Annotated in this window: 17 protein-coding genes; 9 read left to right on the forward strand and 8 right to left on the reverse strand. The window is 72.0% G+C overall.

What is annotated here, in order from left to right:
* The 5 genes from ACLJQZ_RS42325 to ACLJQZ_RS42345 all read left to right on the forward strand — a co-directional run.
* Window positions 1–3,201: SDR family NAD(P)-dependent oxidoreductase (locus ACLJQZ_RS42325; protein WP_410626676.1), on the forward strand; the 3,201-nt coding region annotated here is incomplete at its 5' end.
* 32 nt (window positions 3,202–3,233) lie between these two features.
* Entirely contained in the window at window positions 3,234–8,525 is a 5,292-nt protein-coding gene (locus ACLJQZ_RS42330; protein WP_410626771.1) for an SDR family NAD(P)-dependent oxidoreductase, read from the forward strand.
* A gap of 22 nt (window positions 8,526–8,547) precedes the next feature.
* The gene (locus ACLJQZ_RS42335) at window positions 8,548–11,649 is read left to right on the forward strand and encodes a type I polyketide synthase (RefSeq protein ID WP_410626772.1); all 3,102 of its coding nucleotides are present in this window, start codon (window positions 8,548–8,550) and stop codon (window positions 11,647–11,649) included.
* Window positions 11,650–11,669: 20 nt separating this feature from the next.
* Entirely contained in the window at window positions 11,670–12,458 is a 789-nt protein-coding gene (locus ACLJQZ_RS42340) for an arylamine N-acetyltransferase family protein (protein WP_410626678.1), read from the forward strand.
* Between the two features lie 13 nt (window positions 12,459–12,471).
* Complete coding sequence (locus ACLJQZ_RS42345; protein WP_410626679.1) at window positions 12,472–14,046, forward strand: bifunctional 3-(3-hydroxy-phenyl)propionate/3-hydroxycinnamic acid hydroxylase; 1,575 nt, start codon at window positions 12,472–12,474, stop codon at window positions 14,044–14,046.
* Window positions 14,047–14,113: 67 nt separating this feature from the next.
* On the opposite strand, the gene ACLJQZ_RS42350 is transcribed toward ACLJQZ_RS42345, so the two are convergent.
* Window positions 14,114–15,871 (reverse strand): HAD-IA family hydrolase, encoded by a 1,758-nt coding sequence (locus ACLJQZ_RS42350; RefSeq protein ID WP_410626680.1) that lies wholly within the window; start codon window positions 15,869–15,871, stop codon window positions 14,114–14,116.
* Window positions 15,868–17,031 (reverse strand): DegT/DnrJ/EryC1/StrS family aminotransferase, encoded by a 1,164-nt coding sequence (locus ACLJQZ_RS42355; RefSeq protein WP_410626682.1) that lies wholly within the window; start codon window positions 17,029–17,031, stop codon window positions 15,868–15,870. Before ACLJQZ_RS42355 ends, ACLJQZ_RS42350 begins: the two co-directional genes overlap by 4 nt.
* A 235-nt stretch (window positions 17,032–17,266) precedes the next feature.
* Here ACLJQZ_RS42355 and ACLJQZ_RS42360 point away from each other — a divergent pair, with 235 nt between their 5' ends.
* The gene (locus ACLJQZ_RS42360; RefSeq protein WP_410626684.1) at window positions 17,267–17,701 is read left to right on the forward strand and encodes a type II 3-dehydroquinate dehydratase; all 435 of its coding nucleotides are present in this window, start codon (window positions 17,267–17,269) and stop codon (window positions 17,699–17,701) included.
* A 59-nt stretch (window positions 17,702–17,760) separates the two neighbouring features.
* Here the strand turns inward: ACLJQZ_RS42360 and ACLJQZ_RS42365 are convergent, their stop codons facing one another.
* On the reverse strand, window positions 17,761–18,777 hold the full coding sequence (locus ACLJQZ_RS42365; RefSeq protein ID WP_410626686.1) for a 3-dehydroquinate synthase family protein: 1,017 nt from the start codon (window positions 18,775–18,777) through the stop codon (window positions 17,761–17,763).
* Entirely contained in the window at window positions 18,774–19,550 is a 777-nt protein-coding gene (locus ACLJQZ_RS42370) for a hypothetical protein (RefSeq protein WP_410626687.1), read from the reverse strand. Before ACLJQZ_RS42370 ends, ACLJQZ_RS42365 begins: the two co-directional genes overlap by 4 nt.
* A 168-nt stretch (window positions 19,551–19,718) precedes the next feature.
* Between ACLJQZ_RS42370 and ACLJQZ_RS42375 the strand changes: the two genes are divergently transcribed.
* A complete protein-coding gene (locus ACLJQZ_RS42375; protein WP_410626689.1) occupies window positions 19,719–20,948 on the forward strand; it encodes a 3-deoxy-7-phosphoheptulonate synthase class II in 1,230 nt (409 codons plus the stop codon).
* A 110-nt stretch (window positions 20,949–21,058) separates the two neighbouring features.
* Window positions 21,059–22,525 (forward strand): MFS transporter, encoded by a 1,467-nt coding sequence (locus ACLJQZ_RS42380; RefSeq protein WP_410626691.1) that lies wholly within the window; start codon window positions 21,059–21,061, stop codon window positions 22,523–22,525.
* Window positions 22,526–22,754: 229 nt separating this feature from the next.
* Here the strand turns inward: ACLJQZ_RS42380 and ACLJQZ_RS42385 are convergent, their stop codons facing one another.
* Window positions 22,755–23,015, reverse strand: a complete 261-nt coding sequence (locus tag ACLJQZ_RS42385) for a hypothetical protein (protein ID WP_410626692.1) — start codon at window positions 23,013–23,015, stop codon at window positions 22,755–22,757.
* A gap of 62 nt (window positions 23,016–23,077) precedes the next feature.
* On the opposite strand from ACLJQZ_RS42385, the gene ACLJQZ_RS42390 reads away from it, so the two are divergent.
* Window positions 23,078–23,284 (forward strand): hypothetical protein, encoded by a 207-nt coding sequence (locus tag ACLJQZ_RS42390; protein WP_410626694.1) that lies wholly within the window; start codon window positions 23,078–23,080, stop codon window positions 23,282–23,284.
* Between the two features lie 110 nt (window positions 23,285–23,394).
* On the opposite strand, the gene ACLJQZ_RS42395 is transcribed toward ACLJQZ_RS42390, so the two are convergent.
* From ACLJQZ_RS42395 to ACLJQZ_RS42405, 3 genes are read right to left on the reverse strand one after another with little or no spacing between them, the layout of a single operon-like run.
* Complete coding sequence (locus ACLJQZ_RS42395; RefSeq protein WP_410626696.1) at window positions 23,395–24,015, reverse strand: histidine phosphatase family protein; 621 nt, start codon at window positions 24,013–24,015, stop codon at window positions 23,395–23,397.
* 45 nt (window positions 24,016–24,060) lie between these two features.
* The gene (locus ACLJQZ_RS42400; protein ID WP_410626698.1) at window positions 24,061–25,320 is read right to left on the reverse strand and encodes a sugar ABC transporter permease; all 1,260 of its coding nucleotides are present in this window, start codon (window positions 25,318–25,320) and stop codon (window positions 24,061–24,063) included.
* Window positions 25,313–26,140 carry an ATP-binding cassette domain-containing protein gene (locus tag ACLJQZ_RS42405; RefSeq protein WP_410626699.1) on the reverse strand — a complete coding sequence of 276 codons (828 nt, stop codon included), beginning with the start codon at window positions 26,138–26,140 and terminating at the stop codon, window positions 25,313–25,315. Before ACLJQZ_RS42405 ends, ACLJQZ_RS42400 begins: the two co-directional genes overlap by 8 nt.
* Window position 26,141: the final 1 nt, after the last annotated feature.

The raw sequence follows: 26,141 nt of genomic DNA on the forward strand, positions 1-26,141 counted from the left end.
TCGGTGGTGGTGGCTGGTGATCCCGACGCGGTGGACGGGCTGCGGCTGCGGCTCGAGGCGGAAAACGTGCGGGCCCGGAGCATTCCGGTCGATTATGCGTCGCACACTTCGCACGTTGAGTTGATCCGGGACGATCTGGCGGTTTTGCTGGCCGATGTCGAACCGCGGACGCCGGTGGTCCCGATGTTCTCGTCGGTGGACGGCGCCTGGGTCGAGGGACCGGTGTTGGCGGGTGACTATTGGTTCCGGAATCTGCGGCAGCGCGTGAATTTCGGTGCGGCGGTGGAGGCGCTGGCGGAGTCCGGGTTCGGGCTCTTCGTCGAAGTGAGTACGCATCCTGTGCTGGTGATGGCGATCGAAGATGCGGTGGAGAGCTCTGGCGCTCTTGTGGTGCCGACGCTGCGGCGGGATCAGCCGGAGTGGCGGATGATGGTGTCGGCGTTGGCGCGGGTGCACGCTGCTACCGACTTGCCGGTCGATTTCGGGTTGCCTGAGGCGAGGCTCGACGTCGATGCGCCGTTGCCTACTTACCCGTTCCAGCACGAACGGTTCTGGCTGAAGACGGTCGGCACCACCGACCTTCCGGCGCTCGGCCTCGCCGAGACCGGGCACCCGCTGCTGGGCGCGGCCGTGCACCTGCCCGGCGACGGCGCGGTCTTCACCAACCGCCTCTCGGTCCGCGGCCAGCCGTGGCTGGCCGACCACGCGGTCGCCGGGACCGTGCTGGTCCCTGGCACCGCCTTGCTCGAACTCGTCGTCCGCGCCGGTGACGAGCTGGGCGCCGCCGTCGTCTCCGAGCTGGTGATCGAGACTCCGCTGAGCTTGCCTGCCGACGGCGCGGTGCAGCTGCGGGTCAAGGTCGGCGAGCCCGGCGAAGACGGACTCCGGCCGGTCTCGGTGCACTCGAGGACCGACGACGTGGCCACGGCCGACGCGGAGTGGACCACCCACGTCAACGGGTTCCTCAGCCGCATTCCCCAGCCGCCCACTGTCGAGGACCCGGCGGGCTGGCCGCCGCCCGGCGCCGAGGCCGTTGACGTCGGCGACTTCTACCCCCGCCAGCGCGAAGCCGGGTTCGAGTTCGGCCCGCTGTTCCAGGGACTTCGCGCCGCGTGGCTGCGCGACGGCGAGGTGTTCGCCGAGGTCGAGCTGCCCGAGGGCACCGAGGTCCCCAGTGGGTTCGTGGTGCACCCGGCGCTGCTCGACGCGGCGTTGCACGCGGCGGCGTACCTGCCCGGCCGGGAGGCCACGGCCGCGCGGCTGCCGTTCGCCTGGAACGGCGTGGCCGTGCATTCCGTCGGCGCCACGGCGCTGCGCGTGCACATCCGGGCCACCGGTGCGGACGACGTCGCGATCGAGGTCGCCGACATGACCGGGGCGCCGGTCGCCTCCATCGCCGCGCTGAGCACCCGGCCGGTCGACCCGCGCCGGCTGGAGGCCGCGGGGGTCGAGGACGGCCTCCTGTTCCGGATGACGTGGCCGACCCTGGCGGTCACCGCGGTCCCCGATCCGCTGCCCGGCCCGCTACTGGACCTGGCCGCACCCGGCGACCTCGCCGCGCCCGAGTGCGCCCGGGCACTCGTCCACCGGGCGCTGGAGGCGATCCAGCGGCACCTCGCGGCGGCGGAGACCGCGCCGCTCGTTGTGCGCACCCGCGACGCCCGGCGGGATCCCGCGATGGCCGCGGTATGGGGCCTCGCCCGGGCCGCGCAGACGGAGAACCCGGGCCAGGTCGTGCTGGCCGACGTCGACGACGTCCCGGCGTCCGCGCGGCTGCTGACCGCCGCGGTGGCGACCGGCGAGCCGCAGTTCGCCGTCCACGACGGCGTGGTTTCGGTGCCGAGGCTGGCCCGCGCCGGCCGGGCCGGCCGCGAACCGCGGCGGCTCGCCCCGGACGGCACCGTGCTCGTCACCGGCGGCACCGGCACGCTCGGCGGCCTGGTCGCCCGGCGGCTGGTCACCCACCACGGCGTCCGGCATCTGTTGCTCACCAGCCGCCGGGGCCCGTGCGCGCCCGACGCCGTCGAGCTGCACGCCGAGCTGACCGAGCTCGGCGCGACCGTCACCGTGGCCGCGTGTGACGTCGGTGATCGGGACGCCCTCGCCGAGCTCCTCGAAGACATCCGGCCCGAGCACGCGCTCACCGCGGTCGTGCACACCGCAGCGGTGCTCGACGACGGCGTCTTCACCACGCTCGACGACGAACGCGTGAACACCGTCTTCGGTCCCAAGGTCGACGGCGCCTGGTACCTGCACGAGCTGACGAAGGACCTGGACCTCGCCGCGTTCGTGCTGTTCTCGTCGGCTTCGGGCACCCTCGGCAACGCGGGGCAGGCGAATTACGCGGCCGGCAACGGGTTCCTCGACGGGCTCGCGGAGTACCGCCGCCACCTCGGCCTGCCGGCGACGTCGCTCGCCTGGGGCCTGTGGAAGCGGGCCAGCGAGATGACTGGATCGCTGCTGGACGGCAGCCGCGGTCACCTCAAGCAGGACGTCCGCGCGATGGGCGACGAAGACGGCATGCGGCTGTTCGACGCCACGCTCGGCCGGGACGACACCGCCGTGCTGGTGCCGATCGCCCTCGACCTCGGCGCGCTGGGCCGGTCGGCGAACCCGCCGGCGGTGACCCGGGGCCTGCTCGGGCCTGGCCGGGCCGCCGCCCGGACGCGGGCGGGGAACCCGGATCCGGCCACCGCCGGCTCCTTCGTCGACGGCCTGCGCCGGCTCACCCCGCCGGAACAGGTCAAGAAGCTCCTCGACGTCGTGCGCGCGCACACCGCGGCGACGCTCGGCCACCAGGGTTCGGGAGCGATCACCGACACACAGCCGTTCCGGGACCTCGGGTTCGACTCGCTCGCCGCGGTCGACCTCCGCAACCGCGTCGGCGCCACCACGGGCCTCCGGCTGCCGGCGACCCTGGTGTTCGATTACCCGACGCCCGTCGCCCTCGCCGAGCACCTGTGCGACGCGCTGGGAATCACCGAGGAACCGGCTGCCGACCGGGTGCTGGCCGAGCTCGATCGGCTGGCGGCGGCGTTCGACGAGGTGCTCGTCGAAGCGGCCGACCGGGCACCGGTCGCCGCCCGGCTACGCGAGCTCGCGGCGCGCTGGCGGCCGGCGGCGGAACACGCGGACCTCGGCGCCGCGGCCACCGACGACGACATCTTCCGGCTGGCCGAGGCCGAGCTGGACCTGTCATGAGCAGCACCGAGCGCACGGAGGAAGGCGTTGCCGTGACCAACGACGAGAAACTGCGCAACTACCTGAAGCGGACCTTGGAGGAGCTCCGCCAGACCCGCGACCGGCTGCGGCAGGCCGAGACGGCGCGCCGTGAGCCGATCGCGATCGTCGGGATGGGCTGCCGGCTGCCGGGCGGGATCGGTTCGCCGGAGGAGCTGTGGGAGCTGGTCGCGCGGGAGCGTGACGGCGTCGGCGCGTTTCCCACCGACCGGGGCTGGGACCTCGAGGACCTGTACGACCCCGATCCGGACGCGCCAGGCCGGTGCTACGTCCGCGACGGCGGGTTCCTGGCCGACGCCGGTGGGTTCGACGCGGAGTTCTTCGGCATCTCGCCGCGGGAGGCCATGTCGCTCAACCCGCAGCAGCGGCACCTGCTGGAGGTGTCGTGGGAGGCGCTGGAGCTGGCCGGCATCGATCCGGCGTCCCTGTCCGGCAGCCGGACCGGCGTGTTCGCCGGCGTCATGTACCACGACTATGCCCCGCCGGTGCGCGAAATCCCGCCGGAGCTCGAAGGGCTGTTGAGCGTCGGCAACGCGGGCAGCGCTGCGTCCGGCCGGATCTCCTACACGCTCGGTCTGGAAGGCCCGGCGGTCACGGTGGAGACCGCGTGTTCGTCGTCCCTGGTGGCGTTGCACCTGGCGGCGCAGTCGTTGCGGGCGGGGGAGTCCGACCTGGCGCTCGCCGGCGGCGCGGCGATCATGGCCACCCCGGACACGCTGGTGCAGTTCTCGCGGCAGCGGGGGCTGGCGCCGGACGGGCGCTGCAAGGCGTTCGCGGCAGCGGCCGATGGTACCGGCTGGTCCGAGGGCGCCGCGATGCTCGTCCTGGAGCGGTTGTCCGACGCGCGCCGCCACGGTCACCCGGTGCTCGCGACCGTGCTGGGCAGCGCGGTTAATCAGGATGGTGCGTCGAACGGTTTGACGGCGCCGAACGGGCCGTCGCAGCAGCGGGTGATCCGCCAGGCGCTGGCCAACGCGGGGCTGTCTCCTTCGGATGTCGATTTGGTCGAGGCGCATGGTACGGGTACGACGCTGGGTGATCCGATCGAGGCGCAGGCCTTGATCGCGACTTATGGTCGTGATCGGTTGCCGGGCCGTCCGCTGTGGCTGGGTTCGTTGAAGTCGAACATCGGGCACACGCAGGCCGCCGCCGGGGTGGCCGGGGTGATCAAGGTCGTCGAGGCGATGCGGCACGGGGTTCTGCCGAAGACGTTGCACGTGGACGAGCCGACGCCGCAGGTGGACTGGTCGGCGGGCGCGGTCGAGCTGCTGACCGAGGCCCGGCCGTGGCCGGAGACCGGACGGCCGCGCCGGGCTGCGGTGTCGGCGTTCGGCGCCAGCGGCACCAACGCACACGTCGTCCTCGAACAGGCACCGGTGCCGGACACCGCCGAGGCGGAAACCGTGACGGGACTGGTCGCGTGGCCGCTGTCCGCGGCGACCCCGGCCGCGCTGGCCGCCCAGGCCGGCCGGCTGCTCGCGCACCGCGGCGGAGATCCGGCCGCGGTCGGGCACGCACTGGCCACAACGCGGGCGCGTTTGGCGCACCGGGCCGTCATCCTGGGCACGGGCCCCGACGACTTCCGGTCCGGCTTGACTGCGCTGGCTGCGGGCGAGCGCGCCGCGAACGTGGTGACCGGCCGGGCAGTGCCGGGCCGGCTCGCGTTCGTCTTCTCAGGTCAGGGCAGCCAGCGGCTCGGCATGGGCCACCGGCTTCACCGGGAGCTGCCGGAGTTCGCCGCGGCCTTCGACGACGTCGCCGCCGCCTTCGACCAGCACTTGAAGGTCCCGCTGGCCGAGGTCGTGTTCGCGGCACCGGACGGGCCCGGCGCGGAGCTGCTCGACCGCACCGAGTACACCCAGCCCGCATTGTTCGCGCTCGAGGTCGCGCTCGTGCGCGCGCTGGCCCGGCACGGCGTCCGGCCGGACGTCCTCGCCGGGCACTCGATCGGTGAGCTCGCCGCCGCGCACGTCGCCGGGGTGCTGTCCCTGGCCGACGCCGCCACGCTCGTGGCCGCGCGCGGCCGGTTGATGCAGGCGCTGCCCGAAGGCGGGGCGATGGTCGCGGTGGAGGCGGCGGAGGCCGCGGTGCGGCCGCTGCTGATCGGGCATGAGTCCGAAGTGGACATCGCGGCGGTGAACGGGCCGACGTCGGTCGTGCTCTCCGGCGACGAAAACGTCGTGCTCAGCCTGGCCGGCACCCTGCGCGAACACGGCCACCGCACGAAACGGCTCACCGTGAGCCACGCCTTCCACTCGCCGCGGATCACCGCGATGCTCGACGAGTTCGGTGCGGTGGCCGCGGATCTGACCTACCACTGGCCGAGCCTGCCGATCGTGTCCGACGTCACCGGCCTGCCGGCGGACCCGGACGAGCTGACGACACCGGACTACTGGGTGCGCCACGTCCGCGCGGCGGTGCGGTTCCACGCCGCGCTGGGCACCCTGGCGGCCGAGGGGGTCACGACCGTGCTCGAGATCGGGTCCGGCGACACGCTCACCGCACTCGCGCGGGACGCGTCCGACGAGTTCGCCGCGGTCCCGTTGCTGCGCCGCAGGATCGACGAACACCGGTCGTTCATCGAGGCGCTCGCCGTGCTGCACACCCGCGGGCACCACGTCGACTGGACGGCGTCGACCGGCGGCGGGCACCCGCACCTGGCGTTGCCGACGTACTCGTTCCAGCACCGCCGCTTCTGGCTCGAGCCTGTGCGGACCACGGACCCCGGCGCGTTCGGCGCGGAGGGCACCGAGCACCCTCTGCTCGGCGCCGCGGTCGAGCTGCCCGGCTCCGGCGGGATCGTGTTCACCAACCACGTTTCGGTCGTGACGCACCCGTGGCTGGCCGACCACGTCGTCGGCGGCGCGGTCGTCGTCCCCGGTACCGCGCTGGCCGAACTGGCCGTCCGCGCCGGCGACGAGGCCGGCGCGACCCTGCTCGACGAGCTGGTGATCGAGGCCCCGCTGGTGCTGCCCGCCGGCGGCGGAATCCAGTTGCGCGTCCGGGTCGACGCGGAATCCGGCGGCGTCCGGGCGGTGTCGATCCACGCTCGTGCCGGCGGCGGGACCGGTGAGTGGACCCGGCACGCGACGGGCTCACTGACGACCGCGGCCGCCGAGCTCGCGGCCGACCTGCGGGCGTGGCCGCCGTCGGGCGCCGAGCCGGTCGCTCTCGACGGGTTCTACGACCGCCACACCGGCACCGGGCTCGAGCTCGGCGACCTGTTCCGCGGGCTGCGCGCGGTGTGGCGCCGCGATCAGGAGGTGTTCGCCGAGGTCGCATTACCCGGCGACGACACCGGCGGCTTCCTGCTGCACCCTGCCCTGTTCGACGCGGCGCTGTCGGCCGGCACCTTCCTGCCCGGCCGGGATACCGACGAGGTCCGGCTGCCCTTCGTGTGGCGGTCGGTCGCCCTGTTCGCCGCGGGCGCCACGGCGCTGCGGGTGCGGGTCCGCGCCGACGACCGCGATGGGCTCGCGCTGGACCTGGCGGACGGCACCGGCGAACCGGTCGCCGTCGTCGGCGCGCTGGCCACCCGGCCGGTCGACCCCGCCGCCCTGGCTCCCGCCGGCCGGGAGGCCGACCTGCTCTTCGCGACGACGTGGACCCCGGTCCCGGTCTCTGCCGGCCCGGCGCCCGAGCGCGTGCTGGACCTCACCGGCGCGGCCTCCGAAAGCCCGCTGTCCCGGACCAGGACTCTGCTCGGCGAGGCGCTGGACGCCGTCCAGGCCCACGTCGAGGCCGAGATCGGTGGCCCGCTGGTCGTTCTGACCCGCGACGCCCGCCACGACCCGGCCGCGGCCGCGGTGTGGGGCCTGATCCGGTCCGCGCAGGTCGAGCACCCGGGCGAGCTCGTGCTCGCCGACCTCGACGAGCGGTCACGGGACCTGCTACCGGGCGCCGTCGCCACCGGTGAACCGCAGCTTGCCCTGCACGACGGGACGGTGTCGGTGCCGCGGCTCGCCCGGGTCTCGCCCGAGCCGTCCGGCCGCGCCCTCGACCCGGCGGGCACGGTGCTCGTCACCGGGGGCACCGGCACGCTCGGCGCGCTGGTGGCCCGGCGGCTGGTCACCGGGCACGGGGTGCGGCACCTCGTGCTCACCAGCCGTCGCGGTCCGGCCGCCGAGGGCGCCGCGGCGCTGCGCGCGGAGCTGACCGCGCTCGGGGCGGACGTCACCATCGCATCGTGCGACGTCGGCGACCGGGCCGCGGTGGCGGACCTTTTGGCGGCGGTCCCGGCCGCGCACCCGCTGACCGCGGTCGTGCACGCCGCCGGGGCGCTCGACGACGGTGTCGTGACCGCGCAGACCACCGCCAAGCTCGAGACCGTCCTGGGCCCGAAGGCCGACGGCGCCTGGCACCTGCACGAGCTGACCGCCGGGCACGACCTAGCCGCGTTCGTGCTGTTCTCCTCCGCGGCGGGCACCCTCGGCGGCGCCGGACAGGCCGGGTACGCGGCCGCGAACGGGTTCCTGGACGGGCTCGCCGGTCACCGCGGTGAGCTGGGCCTGCCCGCGGTGGCCCTGGCGTGGGGCCTGTGGGCGCAGGAAAGCGAGCTGACCGCGGGTTTGACCCCAGGCAAGCGGGAAGTGCTGCCGCTGGCCACCGAGCAGGCGCTGGCGCTGTTCGACCGGGCCCTGGGCGCCGAGACCGGCTGCCTGGTCCCCGCGCGGTTCGACTTCGCCGCGGTACGCCGGTCCGGTGCCGTTCCCGCCGTGCTGCGCGAACTCGCCCCGCCCGCCCGGCGCACGGCCGGGGAGCAGCGGGTTTCGGCGGTGACGTTCACCGACCAGCTGCGGCGGCTCGGGCCGGCCGACCGCACGCGCAAGCTCGTCGACCTGGTCCGCACGCACGCCGCCGACGTGCTGGGCCACGACGGCGCGGCGTCGATCGGGACCGCGCAGGCCTTCAAGGACCTCGGGTTCGACTCACTGGCCGCGGTCGACCTGCGCAACCGGCTCGCCGCGGCGACGGACGTCCGGCTGCCGGCCACGCTCGTCTTCGACCACCCGACCCCGGTCGAGCTCGCCGCCCGGCTCGCAGAGGAGCTGTTCCCGGCCGGCGACGCCGAAGAGATCGACGCCGAGGCGGAGGCGCGCGTCCGGCGGGTGCTCGCTTCCGTGCCGCTGGACCGGTTCCGGGAGCTGGGGGTGCTCACGTCCCTGCTCGAACTCGCGGAGTCGGCCGCCCCGGCCCTTCCCGCGGCCGAGGCCGGTTCGGTGAGCCCGATCGCCGAAATGAGCGTCGAGCACCTGGTGGCCCGCGCGCTCGGCACCGCCCGCTGAGGACCGCTGACCGTTCCGACGAATTCCGGAGAAGCGCATGACCACGACCGAATCGACCCTCGTCGAAGCGTTGCGGACGGCCCTGACCGAGAACGAACGGCTCCAGCGCGAGCTGGCCGACGCGAACGCCCGGGCCACCGAGCCGATCGCGATCGTCGGGATGGCCTGCCGGCTGCCCGGCGGGGTCCGCTCGCCCGAGGACCTCTGGACCCTGCTGGCGGAGGGCAGCGACGGCATCGGCGGGTTCCCCGGCGACCGCGGCTGGGACCTCGAAGGCCTGTACCACCCGGACCCCGGTCATCCCGGCACCAGCTACACCCGCGAAGGCGGGTTCCTGGCGGACGCCGGGGAGTTCGACGCCCGGTTCTTCGGCATCTCGCCACGTGAGGCGCTGTCGATGGATCCGCAGCAACGGCTGTTCCTGGAGACCGCGTGGGAGGTCTTCGAACGCGCCGGCATCGACGTCACCTCGTTGCGCGGCAGCCGGACCGGCGTCTTCGCGGGCGTGATGTACCACGACTACGGCGCGGGCCCCGGCCGGACGCCGGCGGAACTCGAAGGTTTCCAGGGTTCCGGCGTGGCCGGCAGTGTCGTGTCCGGCCGGATCTCCTACAGCTTCGGGTTCGAAGGGCCGTCGGTCACCGTCGACACCGCGTGCTCGTCGTCGCTGGTGGCGCTGCACCTGGCGGCGCAGTCGCTGCGGTCGGGTGAGTCCGAGCTGGCCCTGGCGGGCGGAGTCGCGGTGATGGCCCAGCCGTCGACCTTCGTCGAGTTCTCGCGGCAGCGCGGGCTGGCACCGGACGGCCGGTGCAAGGCGTTCGCGGCGGCGGCCGACGGCACCGGCTGGTCCGAGGGAATGTCGTTGCTGCTGCTGGAAAGGCTCTCCGACGCTCGTCGCAACGGCCATCCGGTGCTGGCCACCGTGCGTGGCAGCGCGGTCAACTCCGACGGCGCATCCAACGGCCTGACCGCGCCCAACGGGCCGTCGCAGCAACGGGTGATCCGGCAGGCGTTGCGCAACGCGGGTCTCGTCGCCCGCGACGTCGACCTTGTCGAGGCGCACGGGACCGGCACGAAACTGGGTGACCCGATCGAGGCCCAGGCCGTCATCGCCGCGTACGGCCGGTCCCGCGAACCCGGGCGTCCGCTGTGGCTGGGTTCGTTGAAGTCGAACATCGGGCACACGCAGGCCGCCGCCGGGGTGGCCGGGGTGATCAAGGTCGTCGAGGCGATGCGGCACGGGGTTCTGCCGAAGACGTTGCACGTGGACGAGCCGACGCCGCAGGTGGACTGGTCGGCGGGCGCGGTCGAGCTGCTGACCGAGGCCCGGCCGTGGCCGGAGACCGGACGGCCGCGCCGGGCCGCGGTGTCGGCGTTCGGCGTGAGCGGCACCAACGCGCACGTCGTCCTCGAACAGGCGGCCGAGCCACCGTCACCGGAACCCGACCCGGTTGCCGTGCCGTGGACGCTGTCGGCGCGGACGGCGACCGCGCTCGCCGCCGCTGCCGGGCGGCTCGCCGGGTACTTGGCCGACCGGCCGGAGCTGGACGCCGCCACCGTCGGCCAGGCGCTGCTGACCGGCCGCGCGCACCTCGAGCACCGCGCGGTCGTCCTCGGCGGCGACCGGAACGAAATGCTGTCGGGCCTCGGCAAGCTCGCCGACGGCGAGGCCGGCCCGTCGGTGGTCTCCGGCAAGGTCGCCACGGGCACCCTGGCGTTCCTGTTCTCCGGGCAGGGCAGCCAGCGGCCCGGCATGGGCCGCGAACTGTCCGGCGCCCACCCGGTGTTCGCCGCGGCCTTCGACGAAGTGTGCGAGGAGCTGGACCCCGGGTTGCCGCGCCGGCTTCGGGACGTCGTCTTCGCCGAACCCGGCGGACCCGAGGCAGAGGCGCTCGACCGCACGGAGTTCACGCAGCCCGCCCTGTTCGCTTTCGAAGTCGCGACCGCGCGGCTGCTGCTCTCCCGCGGCATCCGGCCGGACGTGCTGGCCGGGCATTCGATCGGCGAGCTGGCCGCCGCGTACGTCGCGGGCGTGCTTTCGCTGCCCGACGCGGCCACGCTGGTGACCGCGCGGGGCCGGCTGATGCAGGAGCTGCCGCCGGGCGGCGCGATGGTCGCCGTCGCGGCCGGGGAGGACGAAGTCGCGGCACTCCTGTCCGGCCACGAGCAGGCGGTGAGCATCGCGGCGGTGAACGGGCCCGGTTCGGTGGTGCTCTCCGGCGCGGAGGACGAGGTCCTCGCTCTCGCGCGGGAGTTCGGCGAGCGGGGGCACCGCACCAAGCGCCTGCGGGTCAGCCACGCATTCCATTCGCCGCTGGTCGAGCCGATGCTCGCCGAGTTCGAGCGCACCGCGGCCAAGCTGACCTACCGCGCGCCGGAAATCCCAGTCGTCTCCAATGTCACCGGGCGCCTCGCCGAAGGCGGCGACCTGGTGACGCCCGGCTACTGGGTCCGGCACGTCCGTGAGCCCGTCCGCTTCGTGACCGGCATCCGCATCCTCGAAACCGAGGGCGTGACGACGTTCTTGGAGGTCGGGCCCGGCGACATGCTCACCGCGATGACCCACGAAAGCCGGACCACCGCGGCCGAAGCGATCCCGGTGCTGCGCCGCGACAACGGCGAGACCCGGTCGCTCGACGTCGCGCTCGCCCGGCTGCACACCCGCGGCCGCACCTGGTCCGCGACCGGTCGGCACCGGCACGTTCCGCTGCCGACCTATCCGTTCGAACACAAACGTTACTGGCTGGAGACGACCGCTGTGACCCGAGAAGAAACCATGATCACCGTTCCGGAGCCGGTCGAAGAGGTGGCCGCCGACGAAGATACCGCGCAGGTCCTGCTGGACCGGCTCGCCGCGCTGCCCGCCGGCGAACGACGGCAGGAGCTGATCGCCATGATCATCACGCTCGCCGCCGACGCGCTCGGGCACGAAGACGCCGGCGAGTTCGACGAGGAGACCGGGTTCTTCGACGTCGGATTCAGCTCGCTGACCGCCGTCGAGGTTCGCAACGAGCTCAACGCCCGTACCGGCCTCGAACTGACGCCGATGCTGCTGTTCGACTTCCCGACCCCGGCGATGCTCGCCGACCGCCTCGAAGAGCTGCTATTCCCCGCCCACGCCTGAACCACGGAGACGGAGACCCCATGTTCGACCTCGACCGCTACCTCAAGCACCTCGGCTACACCGGCACCCGGGAGCCGACCGCGGAGAACCTCCGCGAACTGCACCGGCGGCACATGACCACGGTGCCGTTCGACAACTCGCGCAACGCCCCGAAAGGCCTGGCGATCTGGGACGACGTCGACGCCGGGGTGGACGTGTTCTTCGAGGCGCTCATCACCGAAGGCCGCGGCGGGATCTGCCACGAGCTGAGCGGGCTGTTCCGCGGTCTGCTGACGGAGTTCGGCTACGACGTCAAGGTGATTTCGTCCGGGGTGCGCGGCGCCAACGACGAGTTCGGTCCCGACCTCGAGCACATGCTGAACCTCGTGGAGATCGACGGCGAGCGGTGGCTCGCCGACGTCGGGTTCGCCGGCCCGTCGTTCACCGAGCCCGTCCGGGTTTCCGCCGACGTGCAGAGCCAGAACGGTTTCGACTACCAGGTCGTCGAGGATGGCGAGCACCTGGTGCTGCGCCGGCGCGCGGAGGACAAGGACTGGCAGGCCGTCTACCGCTTCACGACGCGGGAGCGGGAGCTCGCCGAGTGGAAGGCCATCGTCAGCGGGGAGAACGACGACCCGTACTGGCACTGGGCCGGCGAGATGATCGCGGCCGGCACGGTGATCTACGGCCGGGCCTACGAAGGCGGGCAGCTGCTGCTGGTCGGCCGGCGCCACCTGACCGCCGAGGACGGCCGCGAGCAGGTGCGGGTGCTGGCCAGGACCGCCGACTACGAGTCGGCCGTTCGGCACATCCTGCGCCAGGACGCCTGAAAGGCGGGGTGAGATGGAGTCGCTGGACACGGACGTGCTGATCGTCGGGGACGGCCCGGTCGGCCAGACGCTGGCGGTGCTGCTGGCCCAGCGGGGCTGGGTGGTCACCGTGGTGGACCGGTGGCCCGAGCCGTACACGATGTCCCGGGCGGTCGCCTTCGACAGCGAGGCCGCGCGAGTACTGGCTGCGGCCGGGATCACCGGGTACGTGGCGGGGGACACCGAACCGTCCGGCCGCTACGTCTGGCAGAACGCCGAAGGCCGGATCCTGCTCGACATCCGCGGCAACGAGGAAGGCTGGTGCCACTGGCCCGACTCGACGTCGATGTACCAGCCCGCGCTGGAGGCGGCGCTGACCGCACGTGGCCGTGAGCTGCCGACGCTGCGGGTGCTGCGCGGGGTGGAGGCAATCGAGGCCGCCGACCACGGCGAGCACGTGGAGCTGGTCGTCACCGACCGGGCCGGGGCGCGGACGACGTTGTCGGCGCGGTGGCTGGTCGGCTGCGACGGCGCGAACAGCTTCGTCCGCAAGCGGATCGGCGGCGAGCAGACCGACCTGAAGTTCTCCCGGGACTGGCTGATCTGCGACGTCGTCCCGCACGAGCGGCGCGCGTTCGACCCGAACAACCTGCAGATCTGCGACCCGGCCCGGCCGCGGACCGCGGCCTCGGCCGGCCCGGGGCACCGGCGCTGGGAGTTCATGCGGGTCGAAGGCGAGTCCATCGAAGAGCTCGACACGCCGGAAAGCGTGTGGCGATTGCTGGACCTTTTCGGGATCACGCCGGACAACGCCACGCTGCTGCGCCACGCGGTGTACACCTTCCAGGCCCGGTGGGCCCGGACCTGGCGCGCTGGCCGGCTGCTGATCGCGGGCGACGCCGCTCACGTGATGCCGCCGTTCGCGGGGCAGGGCATGTGCTCCGGGATCCGCGACGCGGCCAACCTAGCCTGGAAGCTGGACCTGGTGCTGCGGGACCGGGCGGGGGAGACGCTCCTGGACAGCTACCAAGCCGAGCGGGCCAAGCACGTCCAGCACGCCGTCCGGATGTCGGTCGACCTCGGCAAGGTCATCTGCCAGCTCGACCCGGCGGCCGCCGCCGACCGGGACACGGTGATGCTCGCGGCGCGCGAACGCGGCGTCGGGTCCGGCGCGCCGCAGGCCCCGGTGCACCCGTTGCGCGGCGGTCTCCTGCAGGCCGGTGGCGAGGGCCTGACCGGCCGGCTGAGTCCGCAGGCCCGGGTACGGCGGGGGGCCGAGACCGGGCTGTTCGACGAGGTCGTGGGTACCGGGTTCGTGCTGCTGGCCCGGGAGGACCCGCGGCCGCACCTCGACGCGGACACGCTGGCCTTCCTGAACGACCTGGGGGCCCACGTCGTCACTGTGGTGCCCGAGGGCGAAGAACCGCCCGCAGGCGGGGTCGCCGACGTCGACGGCCGGTACCTGGCCCACCTCGCCGAGGCCGGCGCCGGCGCGATCCTGGTCCGGCCGGACTTCTACGTCTACGGCCAGGTTTCGTCGGTGGCCGAGGCAGGCACGCTCGTCACGGACCTGCGGGCCCGGATCTCGGCGGTCACCGTGACTGGCTGACGCGATACCGGAAACGAGCGAGGCCCTCTCACCGTTGAGGGGGCCTCGCTCGTTTCCGGTATCGCGTTCACTCGTGTCCGCCACCCCGCAGGGCACCGGCAGGCCGCGGCGGGCACAACGGAACCAGGTCTGCCGGGCGCCGGACGACGAGATCGGGACCCGCGGCCAGCAAGGCCACTTCGTCCGTCTCGCCCCACAACGCGGCGACGGCGACCACGCCCGCGCCCTTGGCCGCGGCCAGGTCCGTCACCGCGTCGCCGACCATGACGGCCTCCTCCGGAGCGACGTCCAGCAGCTCCAGCGCCTTCAGCACTATGTCTGGGGCCGGCTTGGGCCGGGCCACCTCGTCCGAACCGAGGACGTGGTCGAAGAGCTCCAGCACTCCGAGGTGATCGAGCAGGGCACGGGCCCGCCAGCCCGCCTTGCCGGTGGCGACCGCGAGCTTCACCCCGTGGTCGTGCAGCAGGCGCAGCAGCTCGGGCACCCCGCGGAACAACGGCACGTCACCGGTGAGGCGCGTGCTCTCGCTGACGAACGGCTCCTCCATCTCCAGCGGGAGACCCATGATCCGCATGATGTCGGGGAAGTACCGGCCGAGGTGGCGGTTGTACTCCGCGAACGGCGGCTCGCCGGACCCGACGACCTCCCGGTAGGCGAAGGTGAACGCCCGGCGCATCACGTCGAAGCTGTCGACCAGTACCCCGTCGAGGTCGAACACGATCGCGCGCAGCGGCCGGTCCGGCGACGGCGCGGGCACCGAGGCGGCCTCCGCCGGCGACGCCGAGCGGTACAGCCGCTCGATGGCGTCGATGGTGCGGCGGGTCTCGCCGATCGCGACCGAGCGCGACCGCGGGTCGGCCCAGCGGCGGGCGAGGTCGTCGAGCAGCCGGTCGTACTCCGCCCCGATCGGTTCTCGTTCGACCGGCACGACCGTCGTCTCGCCGTCCCGGGTCAGGGTGAGCGTCGAGCCGTCTCGCCGGTTCGGGCTGAACCCGAAGGTGCAGCCGAGGCTGAGTATCCCGGTGCTGCCCTCGACGACGATCGTGGTGACGTCGGTCGCCTGGTGCGACGCCCAGCCGGCCGTCAGCGAAACCGACACGCGGTCTTCGGTGACCAGGAAGCCCCTGGCGGTGTCTTCGACGTCACCGGTGGCGGGACTGGCGGGGGCGTCGTCGCGGCGCCAGCGGGCACGGGCGGCGTCGTCGTTGATGAAGTCGTCTGAAACCGCGCCGACGACGTGCCGGAACTTCCCGTCGCCGAGCAGCGGTGCGACGGCGTCGAGCAAGTGCCAGCCCAGGTCGAGAAGCGCGCCGCCGCCGGCGTAGCGGCGCCGCGTGAACCAGCCGACGCCGTCGGGGATGCCGCGGGCGCGGACCCAGCCGAGCGAGATGTGCCGGACCCGGCCCACCATGCCCGCCAGCTCCAGCAGGGCGCGGACGTCGGTGCGGTACCGCGCGGCGCTGCCCGCCAGCACGGGTGCACCACCGCTGCGCTCGGCGGCGGCGAGGCGATCCACCTCGGCGGAGGTGAGGCACACCGGCTTCTCGACGAACGTCGGGATGCCGCGCGTCAGCAGCACTTCAGCGATGTCGGCGTGCAGGTGATTCGGTACCGCGACGACGGCGAGGTCGGCGAGGCCGACGGGCAGGTCGGCGACCGAGGCGAACTCCCGGAGGTCACCACCGGACACCGCCGCCCGCGCGGCCGGGTCCGGGTCCACGACGGTCACGACGGTGAAGTCCGGGTGCGCGGCGAAGCGGGGCAGCCAGATCGTCCGGGCGGCCCAGCCGGCGCCGATCATCGCGACTCGCACGGGCGTGCTCACGCCGCCGCCAGTGTCTCGGCGAGGATCTCGGCCACCAGGTGCATCTGGTCCTCGGTGCCGAGCAGGGTGCGGTGGTGCAGCCAGATGGTGTCGGCGTACACGGCCTCGGTGTTCGGGCAGCGCGCGGCCAGCTGGTCGACCGACAGCTCGGGCGCGCCGGTCTCCCAGAAGCCGGGGCACCGGTAGATCGCGCGGAACGCGGCGAACGCGGGCAGGCCGCGGTCGATCAGCGCGTCGACCAGCTCGTTGCGCCGCTGCTCGGTGATGCCGGGAACGCGGAACATCATCATGTAGTGCGGGTTGCGGTCGCAGCGTTCGTCGCGGCCCTGGGCTTCGACGCCATCGATCTCGTCGACCAGGCTCGAAAGCAGCGTCGCCCGCTGTTCGCGCAGCGCGATCTGCACGTCGAGCCGGGCCAGCTGGGCGCGCAGGACGGCGGCGGAGAACTCGGTCATGCGGAAGTTCGAGCCGGAGGTGGCGTGAAAGTAGCCGCGGTCTCCGGGCGGTCGGCCGCAGCTGTGCCGCAGGAACCCTTCGTCGTACTGGGCCTTCTCCGGGAAGATTACCGCGCCGCCTTCTCCGGCCGTCATGAGCTTGCCGTTCTGGAAGCTGAACGCGGCGACCGAGCCGAGCTCGGCGACGCGGCGGCCCTGCCACTGGGCGCCGTGGGCGTGGGCGGCGTCCTGGATCAGCGAGATGCCGCTGTCGGCCGACAGCTTGCCCAGCGCGTCCATGTCGGCGAAGTGCCCGGCCATGTGCACCGGCATGATCGCCTTCGTCCGCGGGCCTATCGCCGCCTCGGTCGCGGCGGGGTCCAGGCAGTAGGTGGAGGGGTCGACGTCGACCGGGACGACCGTCGCGCCGAGCCGCTGGGCGGCCTGGGACGACGAGATGAAGGTGAACGCCGGGACGATCACCTCGGTGCCCGGGCCGACCCCGAGCACCTGCAGCGCCAGTTCCAGGGCGTGCGTGCCGTTGGTGACGGCCAGGGCGTACTCACCGCCATGGTAGGCCGAGAACTCCTCCTCGAACGCGGTGACCTCGCCGCCACCCATGCGCCACCACTGCCCCTGGTCGAGGGCGCGAGTCAGGCCGGCGCGCTCGGTGTCGTCGAACTGCGGCCAAACCGGAAACTCCGGAACCTTTCGCGAAACGCTCACGATCCGTATCCTTCTGCTCGCTGTGAATGTGTTCTGAATCGGACGGGGTTTCGGGGGAACCGCACTTAATTTTCCGGCGGCGCGCCCGGACTCGACGCTACCCGAGCAAAACTGTGCGGCCCACCCCCTAATCTCCCCCTCAATGAATTGAGGACGTCCACAGTATCGACGCCGTCACAATTGCTGCTAGGAATGGGACGCGTACATTCCCGCGGACGAACACGAGGTGAGGACAATGGGACGGCTGCTACTGCTGAACGGGCCCAATCTCGGCATCCTGGGGCGGCGCGAGCCCGAGATCTACGGCACGGACACGCTGGCCGACATCGAGAAGGCGGTCGCGGAGGAGGTCGCTGGCCGGGGCTGGACCGTTCACGCGGTGCAGGATGACTCGGAGGGCACGCTGGTCCGGACGGTGAACGAGCACCCCGACACCGTCGGCGCCATCGTCAACCCGGGCGCACTGATGATGGCGGGCTGGAGCCTGCGCGACGCGCTCGCCGCCTACCCGCGGCCGTGGGTGGAGGTGCACATCTCCAACATTTGGGCGCGGGAGGCCTTCCGGCACGAGTCGGTCATCGCGCCGCTGGCCCACGGGATCGTCGTCGGGCTGGGCGCCTATGGCTACCGACTGGCCGCGCAGGCGTTGCTGCACCTGGCCGACGACTGAGCCGGAACGTGACGCGGGGGTGCCGGATCCGGCACCCCCGCGTCACGTTCCTCCCCGGTTCAACCCCGTGGCATCGCGGCGAGGCACTCCGCCACCGCGAGGTCGGGCACGCCGCGCACCAGCTCGGCTCCGGCCGGGCCGTCGAGCACGAAGGCCAGGCCGTCCAGTGCCTTCTTGTCCTGGTGCATCACCTTGACCAGCTGGTCGAGGTCCGCGGTGTCCGGGAGCTGCCACGGCAGGCCGTAGTGCCGCACGACCTCGAGGTGCTCATGGACCCGGGCGCGGCCGATCCGGCCCAAGTGCCCGGCGAGGCGGCCGGCGAACACCGTGCCGATGGCCACTCCCTCGCCGTGGCGCACCGCGAAACCGCTGGTCAGCTCAAGCGCGTGGCCGAGGGTGTGGCCATAGTTCAGCAGGTGGCGGAGGCCGGTGTCGCGTTCGTCGGCCGACACGATCGCCGCCTTGCGGGCCACGCTCGCCGCGATCTGCTCGGCCACCGGCCGGTTCCGCAGGTCGCCGGCGCCGATGAAGTGGCAGCGCGCGATCTCGCCGTAGCCGTTGACCCGTTCGCGCGTCGGCAGAGTCTCGAGGTAGTCGGTGTCGCATAGGACCGCGCGCGGCTGCCAATAGGCGCCGACGAGGTTCTTGCCCTCCGGCAGATTCACCGCTGTCTTGCCGCCGGTGCTGGCGTCGACCTGGGCCAGCAGTGACGTGGGCAGGTGGATCACGGAGATCCCGCGGTGGTACAGCGCGGCGGCGAGGCCGGCCGTGTCGGTGGTCGTGCCGCCACCGCATGAGATCACCACGTCCGAGCGGGTGAGACCGGCGCGGGCGAAGCGGCGGCACAGTTCTTCGACGGTGGCGAGGTTCTTGTCCGGTTCGCCGTCACGGGCCGTCACAAGCTCGTGCGGAACGCCCGGATCGGGCACCCACTCGGCGGGCCGGGCCGAGACGACCACGGCTCGCCGGGCGCCGAGCGCGGCGACGACCCGGGGGAGGTGATGACGCACGCCGGCACCGATGTAGACGCTGTAGGACCGGTCGCCGAGCTCGACGCGGACCTCGTGCCCGTTCACGCCGGCCGGCCCGATGACACCGGCACTCGCCGGGCCCGCTCGGCGAACTCGTTGCGGACGGTGAGCGCGGCCACCGCGCTGCAGGCCGGCGCGACGCCCAGCCGGTCCTGGGTCCGCGTCATCTGGCTGAACAGCAGGTAACGGCCGGGCAGGTCACAGCCGGGCCGCTGGGCGGCCACGACCTCCTGGGTCCGGTCGAGGTAGCGGCGGAAGATCTCGTCGGGCGCGTCGGCGCCCTTTCCCGCGCGCAGGCTCGCTTCGACCGCGAGGCTGACCCGCAGGCCCGGCGTCAGCGCGGCAGAGAAGTGCTGCCAGCAGTGGAAGAGCAGCGTGCCACGGTCGGCGGGCGGCACCAGCCAGGCCACGCCACGAAGGTGGGAGAGCGTCAGGCCGAGGTCGTCGGCCGGGGCGCCGTCGGCGAGGACGGCCAGGGCGAGCTCGCTCGACACCGCCGCCAGCTCGTCGGCGACGTCGCGCTCGCTTTCGTGCGGGTTCCGGACCGGGCGGGCGACGCCGTGGGTGAACGAGCTGCTCCAGCCGGGTGGCAGCGGCTCGGCTCGCAGCCAGCCAGCCGCTTCCTCCAGCACTCTCGGCGTCGCGTCGGCCCAGACCTCGACGGAGAACCCGGCGGGGTCGTCGGCACGGTCGAAGAAGAAGCAGCCTCCCGGGTCAGCGGCGGCGACGTACCGGGCCGTGCGCGCCACTGCCGGGGGCACGATCGACGTCGCGCCGCCGGGGGCGTAGAGCTTGGAGAACAGCCATTGACGTGTCACAGCGACCTACCTCGATCGTCGGGAAGAATCGGACACTCGCGGTCACCGATGCTAATGATCCGCCGTCATGGGCAGCAATAAGGTAATGACCAGAAATGCTGTGCCGAACAATTCAGGGCGCTCTTAGGGGTACCGGTAGGGGTTCACCCCATCGGCTTTAATGGAGGCATGCAGCCGACGATTTCGCCGCATTTCACGATCGACCGGACCGGACTCCCGCCCGCGCACGCCGACGCACTGGTCGAGGCGCTGCGCCGCCCCGCCGCGCAACAGCCTGCCTGGCCCGACCGCGAACACGTCGCCTCGGCGACGGCCTTCCTGGCCACCTTACCCGCGCTGGTCGAACCCGCCGAAATCCGCGCGGCGACCGGCGAGCTGGCTCGCGTCGCCCGCGGCGAGGCCGTGCTGCTGCAGGGCGGCGACTGCGCGGAGACCTTCGCCGGCGCCACCGAAGCTCACATCCGCGGCAACGTCACGACCCTGCTGCGGATGGCTACCGTGCTCGCCGAAGGCACCGGCCTGCCGGTCGTCTCAGCCGGGCGGCTCGCCGGGCAGTACGCCAAACCGCGCTCCGGCATCACGGACGGCCTGGGCCTGCCGGTCTACCGCGGCGACATCGTCAACTCCGCGGAACCGGCGCCGGCCACCCGCGCGCCCGACCCGGGCCGACTGCTCGAGGCCTACCGCGTCTCGCGCGCCACCCTGGACCTTGTACGCGGCCGCTACCCGGGTGCGCTCTTCACGAGCCACGAAGCACTCCTGCTCGACTACGAGGTGCCGCAGCTGCGTCACGACGACACCGACGGGCGGGTCTACTGCGGCTCGGCGCACCTGCTCTGGATCGGCGAGCGGACGCGGCAGCCCGACGGCGCGCACGTGGCCTTCGCGCGACTGCTCGCCAACCCGATCGGGCTGAAGATCGGCCCCGGCACGACGCCCGCGCAGGCTGCGACGTACGTCGAACAGCTCGACCCCGGCGGCGAACCAGGCCGGCTGACCCTGATCAGCCGGATGGGGCACCGCCGGGTGCGGGACGTGCTGGGCCCGATCGTCGAGCGGGTCACCGCGACCGGGCACCCGGTGATCTGGCAGTGCGACCCCATGCACGGCAACACCCACGAGTCGCCCGACGGGTACAAGACCCGGCACTTCGACGACGTCGCGGACGAGCTGGCGGGATTCTTCGAGGTCCACCGGCAGCTGGGCACCCACCCGGGCGGGGTGCATCTGGAGTTTACCGGGGACGCGGTCACCGAATGCCTCGGCGGCCCGGGCGACCTCGGCGACCACGGCCTGGCGGGACGCTACGAGAGCACCTGCGACCCGCGGCTCAATGCGGCCCAAGCCGTCGAGTTGACCCACTGGATCGCCGCGGAATACCGCAGCGGATCGGCATAGGTCACATGGATGTGACCGTGTCACACGAAAGTGCCTTCTTTCGCGACTCGGGACAGGCACGCACAATGGCGGCTGTAACAAACGATGCACCAATGGAGGGGACCTGTCTCATGGGCCAGCCTGCCCAGCAACCGAGCCGATCGCTCTGGCTGTCACTCATCGTGCTCTGTGCCGGCCAGATGATGATCGTCATCGACCAGAACATCGTCAACGTCGCCCTACCGACCGTGCAGAGAAGTCTCGGGTTCTCTCCCGAGAACCTGGTCTGGGTCGTCAACGCCTACGTGATCCCGTTCGGCGGGCTGCTGATGCTGGCCGGCCGGCTGGGTGACCTGATCAGCCGTAAGAGCGTGTTCATCACCGGGATCACGCTGTTCAGCGCGGCGTCGCTGTTGTGCGGCTTCGCCGGCAACGAGTTCACGCTGATCGTGTTTCGCTTCGTGCAGGGGGTGGGCGGCGCGATCGCGTCCGCGTGCGTCCTCGGCATGGTCGCGACCACGTTCACCGAGCGCCGCAAGCAGGCGCAGGCCATCGCGGCCTACAGCTTCGCCTCGGCGGGCGGCGGCGCGATCGGCCCGCTGCTCGGCGGCGTGCTTACCGACCTGGTCAGCTGGAACTGGATCTTCTTCATCAACGCCCCGATCGGCGCGGTCGTCGTACTGGTGGCGTCGCGGGTCGTCCCGAAGGACCGCGGTCTCGGCCTCAGCAAGGGCGCGGACTTCCTGGGCGCGCTGCTGGTGACCGCAGGGCTGATGCTGTTCGTGTTCACGATCGTCAACGCCGAGCAGGCGGGCTGGGGTTCCACGCAGACGCTCGTCCTGGGCCCGGTGGCGATCCTGCTGCTGGTCGGGTTCGTGGTCCGCGAGGCCACCGCTGCCCAGCCGTTGCTGCCGCTGAAGATCTTCCGATCGCGCCCGCTGACGGCGGCCAACATCGTGCAGTTCCTGATGATCGCCGGCATGTTCGGTCTGCTGTACTTCGGCACGCTGTACGTCCAGCGGGTGCTGGGTTACACGTCGCTGCAGGCCGGTCTGGGGTTCGTGCCGATCGCGGTGGTGATCGCGGCGATCTCGCTCGGCCTCTCGACGCGGCTCATCATGAAGTTCGGCCAGCGGTCGATGCTGTTCACCGGCCTGGTGCTCATCATCGTCGCGTTCGTCCTGCTGTCCTTCGCCCGGGCGAAGGGCACCTACGTCGTCGACTTCCTGCCGGCGACGTTGGTGATGGGCGTCGGGTTCGGCCTGGCGGCACCGGCGATGATGGGCCTCGGCATGTCGGCGGTCCCGGCGAACGAGTCGGGCGTCGCTTCGGGGCTGTTCAACACGACGCAGCAGATCGGCGGCGCGATCGGCCTGACCGTGCTGAGCGCGTTCGTCAGCGCGCGGACGAGCGGCCTGACCGCCTCGGGTGCCTCGGAGACGGACTCGCTGCTCGGCGGCTACCACATCGCGTTCCTGATCGCGGCCGGCTTCGTGTTCGTGGGACTGGTGTTCGCGGCGGTCATGCTGCGCACCGGCGCCGCGGGCCAGGCCGAGACGGAGAAGGACGCGGCCGCGTCGGACCTGGCCGTCTCGTAGACGCCCCGCGTTCGACGCGAAGAAGGGCGCCGGCGGATCCCCAGCTGCCGGCGCCCTTCTTCGCACAGACCGGACCCAGCTCACCGCCGCCCGGCACCCTGCCGTGGTGGCGGCATCCGTATGACCAGGCTATTCGGCGTTTCGCCGGCCTGGTCTGGCAGTACGATGCCCGCCTCCAGGCCTGAAAAGGGTGTCCGGAACCGGCTAGTGTCTCGTGATTCTGGTGTCTTTACTTGGAGTTGTTGTCGACGAGTTTCTTGATGTTGGCCTGGACGAGGCAGACCTTGGCGAGGATGTCCCCGGCGGTGGCGGTCCAGATGAAGGATGTGGCATTGGTGTTCCAGTGGGCGATGTAGCTGCGGATCTGGGCGGTGAGGATCTTCACGGAGCTGAAGGTGCCCCGCCGGATGGATTGGCGGGTGATGATGCCGAACCAGATCTCGATCTGATTGAGCCAGGACGACCCGACGGGGGTGAAATGGAACCGCACATTCGGGTTCTTGGCGAGCCAGGCTTGTATCTCAGGTGTGCCATGGGTTCGAGGTCGAGGACGTGCGTGTCACCCTGAACAAGAAACTGGCCCTGAAGCTCGCCGTCAGCGTGCCGGCGGCGGCGCGACCGACGGCGGGCCGCGCGAAGGTGGCGCTGCGGAACTCGCGCGGCGTGCAGTTGGGTGACTTCACCGGCAGCGCAAAGTGTTCCGGCACGTCGTCACCGGTCCAAAGTCCTCATAGGACCGATGTCGGCGGAGTCGTGTAACTCGCACGTGCGCGTCGGGATATCGCTGGTGTCTCCGCCGCCGCACCTCTGGCTCGCTGGCAGCCAGACGCCGCAGTTCGAGTGACGACGACGGCGAGCGGGCGGCTTCGTCACGAGTTCACCTCGCGCGCCGGGTCGCCGTTGAATTGTAGGAGTACTCCGGTGTTGCCGGTGAGTCTGATTTCGGTCAGTCCGACACTGCGCATCTCGGGGAACACCCGGCGGTAGTCGGCGTGGTAGATGCCCAGGAGCTCACAGAGCAGCAGCCGGATCAGCGTCGAGTGGGTGACGACCAGGACCCGGCCGTGGGGGAATTCGCCGGAGACGTCGTCGAGGACGGCCAGTACCCGCTCGATCGCCGTCACCGGGTCCTCGCCGCCGGGCAGGTGGTGGCCGACCGGGTCCTGCGTGAACGCTGTCCACGTGTCCCCGAACAACTTCGTCATCTCCCCGGCGGTCCGTCCTTCGCCGTCACCGAAGTCGAGTTCGCGGAGCCGGTCGTCCACTCTGGCCGGGAGCCCGGTGGCTTCGCACACCGGAGCGAGCGTCTCGCGTGCTCGTTGCAACGGCGAGCTGAAACACGCCGACAGCCCCGCCGTCGCCGACCACCGAGCCAGGTGTGTGGCCTGCTGCCGGCCTGTTTCACTCAAGGCGATGTCGCTGCGGCCGGCGTACCGGTTGTCCGCGTGCCACACCGATTGGCCGTGGCGTACGAGCACGACGTCCGTCATCTGGGGTTCCCTCCCGTTGATGTTCCCGCCGGCGTGTCCATCGGCTCAGGCGGCTCCGTGGGACCTGCGGGACTTGCGGGCCAGCGAATCGAGGGACACTGCGAGGGCGAGGACGGCTCCGGTGACCATGAACCGGAACGAGGAATCGAGGTTGAGCAGGGTCAGGCCGCTGGAGATGGATTGGATGACGATGATGCCCAGCAGCGCCGCGGATGCCTTGCCTCGGCCGCCGAAGAGGCTGGCGCCGCCGATGACGGCGGCGGCGATCGCGTTGAGGTTGACGTCTCCGGCGCCGCTGGCCTGGTTCGCGGCGGCCAGTCGTGCGGCGGCGAGCACGCCACCGAGGGCGGCCAGGGTGGAGCAGAGCAGGAAGACCGAGGTGTAGACCCTGGTGACGTTGATTCCGGTGCGACGGGCGGCTTCGGCGTTGCCGCCGACGGCGTAGACCGAGCGACCCCATCCGGTGCGGGTCAGCAAGTAGTGGAAGACCAGGACCAGGCCGACGAAGGCGACGAACATCCAGCCGATGCCGCGGCTCTGGTTGAGGTACCACGCCGCGAAGCCGAGGCCCGCGAGTGCGACGACGCTGCGCAACGCCAGCAGCGACGTCGATCGTGCGGACAACCCCGCCGCGCGGCGTTCGCGGGCCAGGGAGTATCCCGTGGCGAACATCGCGCCGGCGGCGAGCACGACCAGGATGTAGGACAACCAGGCCGGCACGAAAGCCAGCTGTGCGAAGAACACCAGTTGCGAGTCGAACGGCAGGTTGATCGCGCCCTTGCTGCCGAGCAGGTACAGCTGCAGGCCGAGGAAGCCGAGCAAGCCGGCGAGCGTGCCGACGAAGCTCGGCACGCCGAACCGGGTGAACAGCTGCGCGTACACCCAGCCGATCACGGTGCCGGCGCCGAGCGCGGCCACGACAGCCAACCAGCTCGGCCAGCCGTGGTTGACGAAGGTCACCGCGGTGACCGCCGCGGCCAAGCCGCTGACCGAGCCGACGGACAGGTCGATCTGGCCGACGAGCAGGACGCAGACCACGCCGAGGGCGATGACGCCGACCGAGACGCATTCGACGGCGAGGTTGCCGAGGTTCGCGCTCGACAGGAAGATCGGGTTCAAGGCCTGGAACACCGTCCAGATGATCACCAGACCGACGACGATGGGAAGGACGCCGAGGTCTCCGGATCGCACCTGGTCGGTGAAGGCGGCGAGGGCACCGCGGACGCCGGTGTCGTTGCGCAGCCGCTCGTCGGTGCGGTCGATTTCGGTGCGCCCGGCTGGGGTGGGCGTGCTGACGTCAGTCATCCTGGTCGGTTCCTCTCGTGCTGGCCGCGGCGGTGGTGCGGGCCGTGCGGCGGGTCACGGCGTTGTCGGTCGCGCCCGTGATCGCGGCGATGATCCGTTCGGACGAGGTCGTCGCGGTGTCGAACACGCCGTTGTTGCGGCCGAGGCGCAGGACCGCGATGCGGTCGGCGACGGCGCGGACGTCGTCCATGTTGTGGCTGACCATGATCACGCCCAGGCCGCGCTCACGGAGGGTTTCGATGAGGTTGAGCACTTCGGCGGTCTGGGCGACGCCCAGGGCGGCGGTCGGCTCGTCCAGGACGATGATCTTGGGGTCGCCCAGCAGCGATCGGGCGATCGCCACCGTCTGCCGTTGCCCGCCGGACAGGGCCGCGACCGGGACGCGCACGCTGGGGATCTTGGCCGAGAGCTGTCTGAGCAGATCCCAGGACCGGGTCTCCATCGTTGTCTCGTCGAGGCGGGAGCGGCGTAGTTCCCGGCCGAGGAACAGGTTTTCGACGACATTGAGGTTCTCGCACAGCGCCAGGTCCTGGAACACCGTCGCGATGCCCAGCCGGTGCGCATCCGCCGGGCTGGTAATGCGTGCCTGCTCGCCGCCGAAGGTGATGGAGCCGGCGTCCGCGCGGTGGACGCCGGAGAGAACCTTGACCAGGGTGGACTTTCCGGCACCGTTGTCACCGACGATGGCCATGACCTGTCCGGCCGCGACGTCGAGGTGTACGTCGGTCAGCGCGGCGACCGCGGCGAAGTTCTTGCTGATGCCGGCCAGTGACAGGATCGGCTGGTCGGAACCTCTGGTGCTGGGGGAGGGGGATGGCATT

The organism is Amycolatopsis sp. cmx-8-4 (assembly GCF_046548675.1).
In the GTDB taxonomy this organism is placed as follows: Bacteria; Actinomycetota; Actinomycetes; order Mycobacteriales; family Pseudonocardiaceae; genus Amycolatopsis.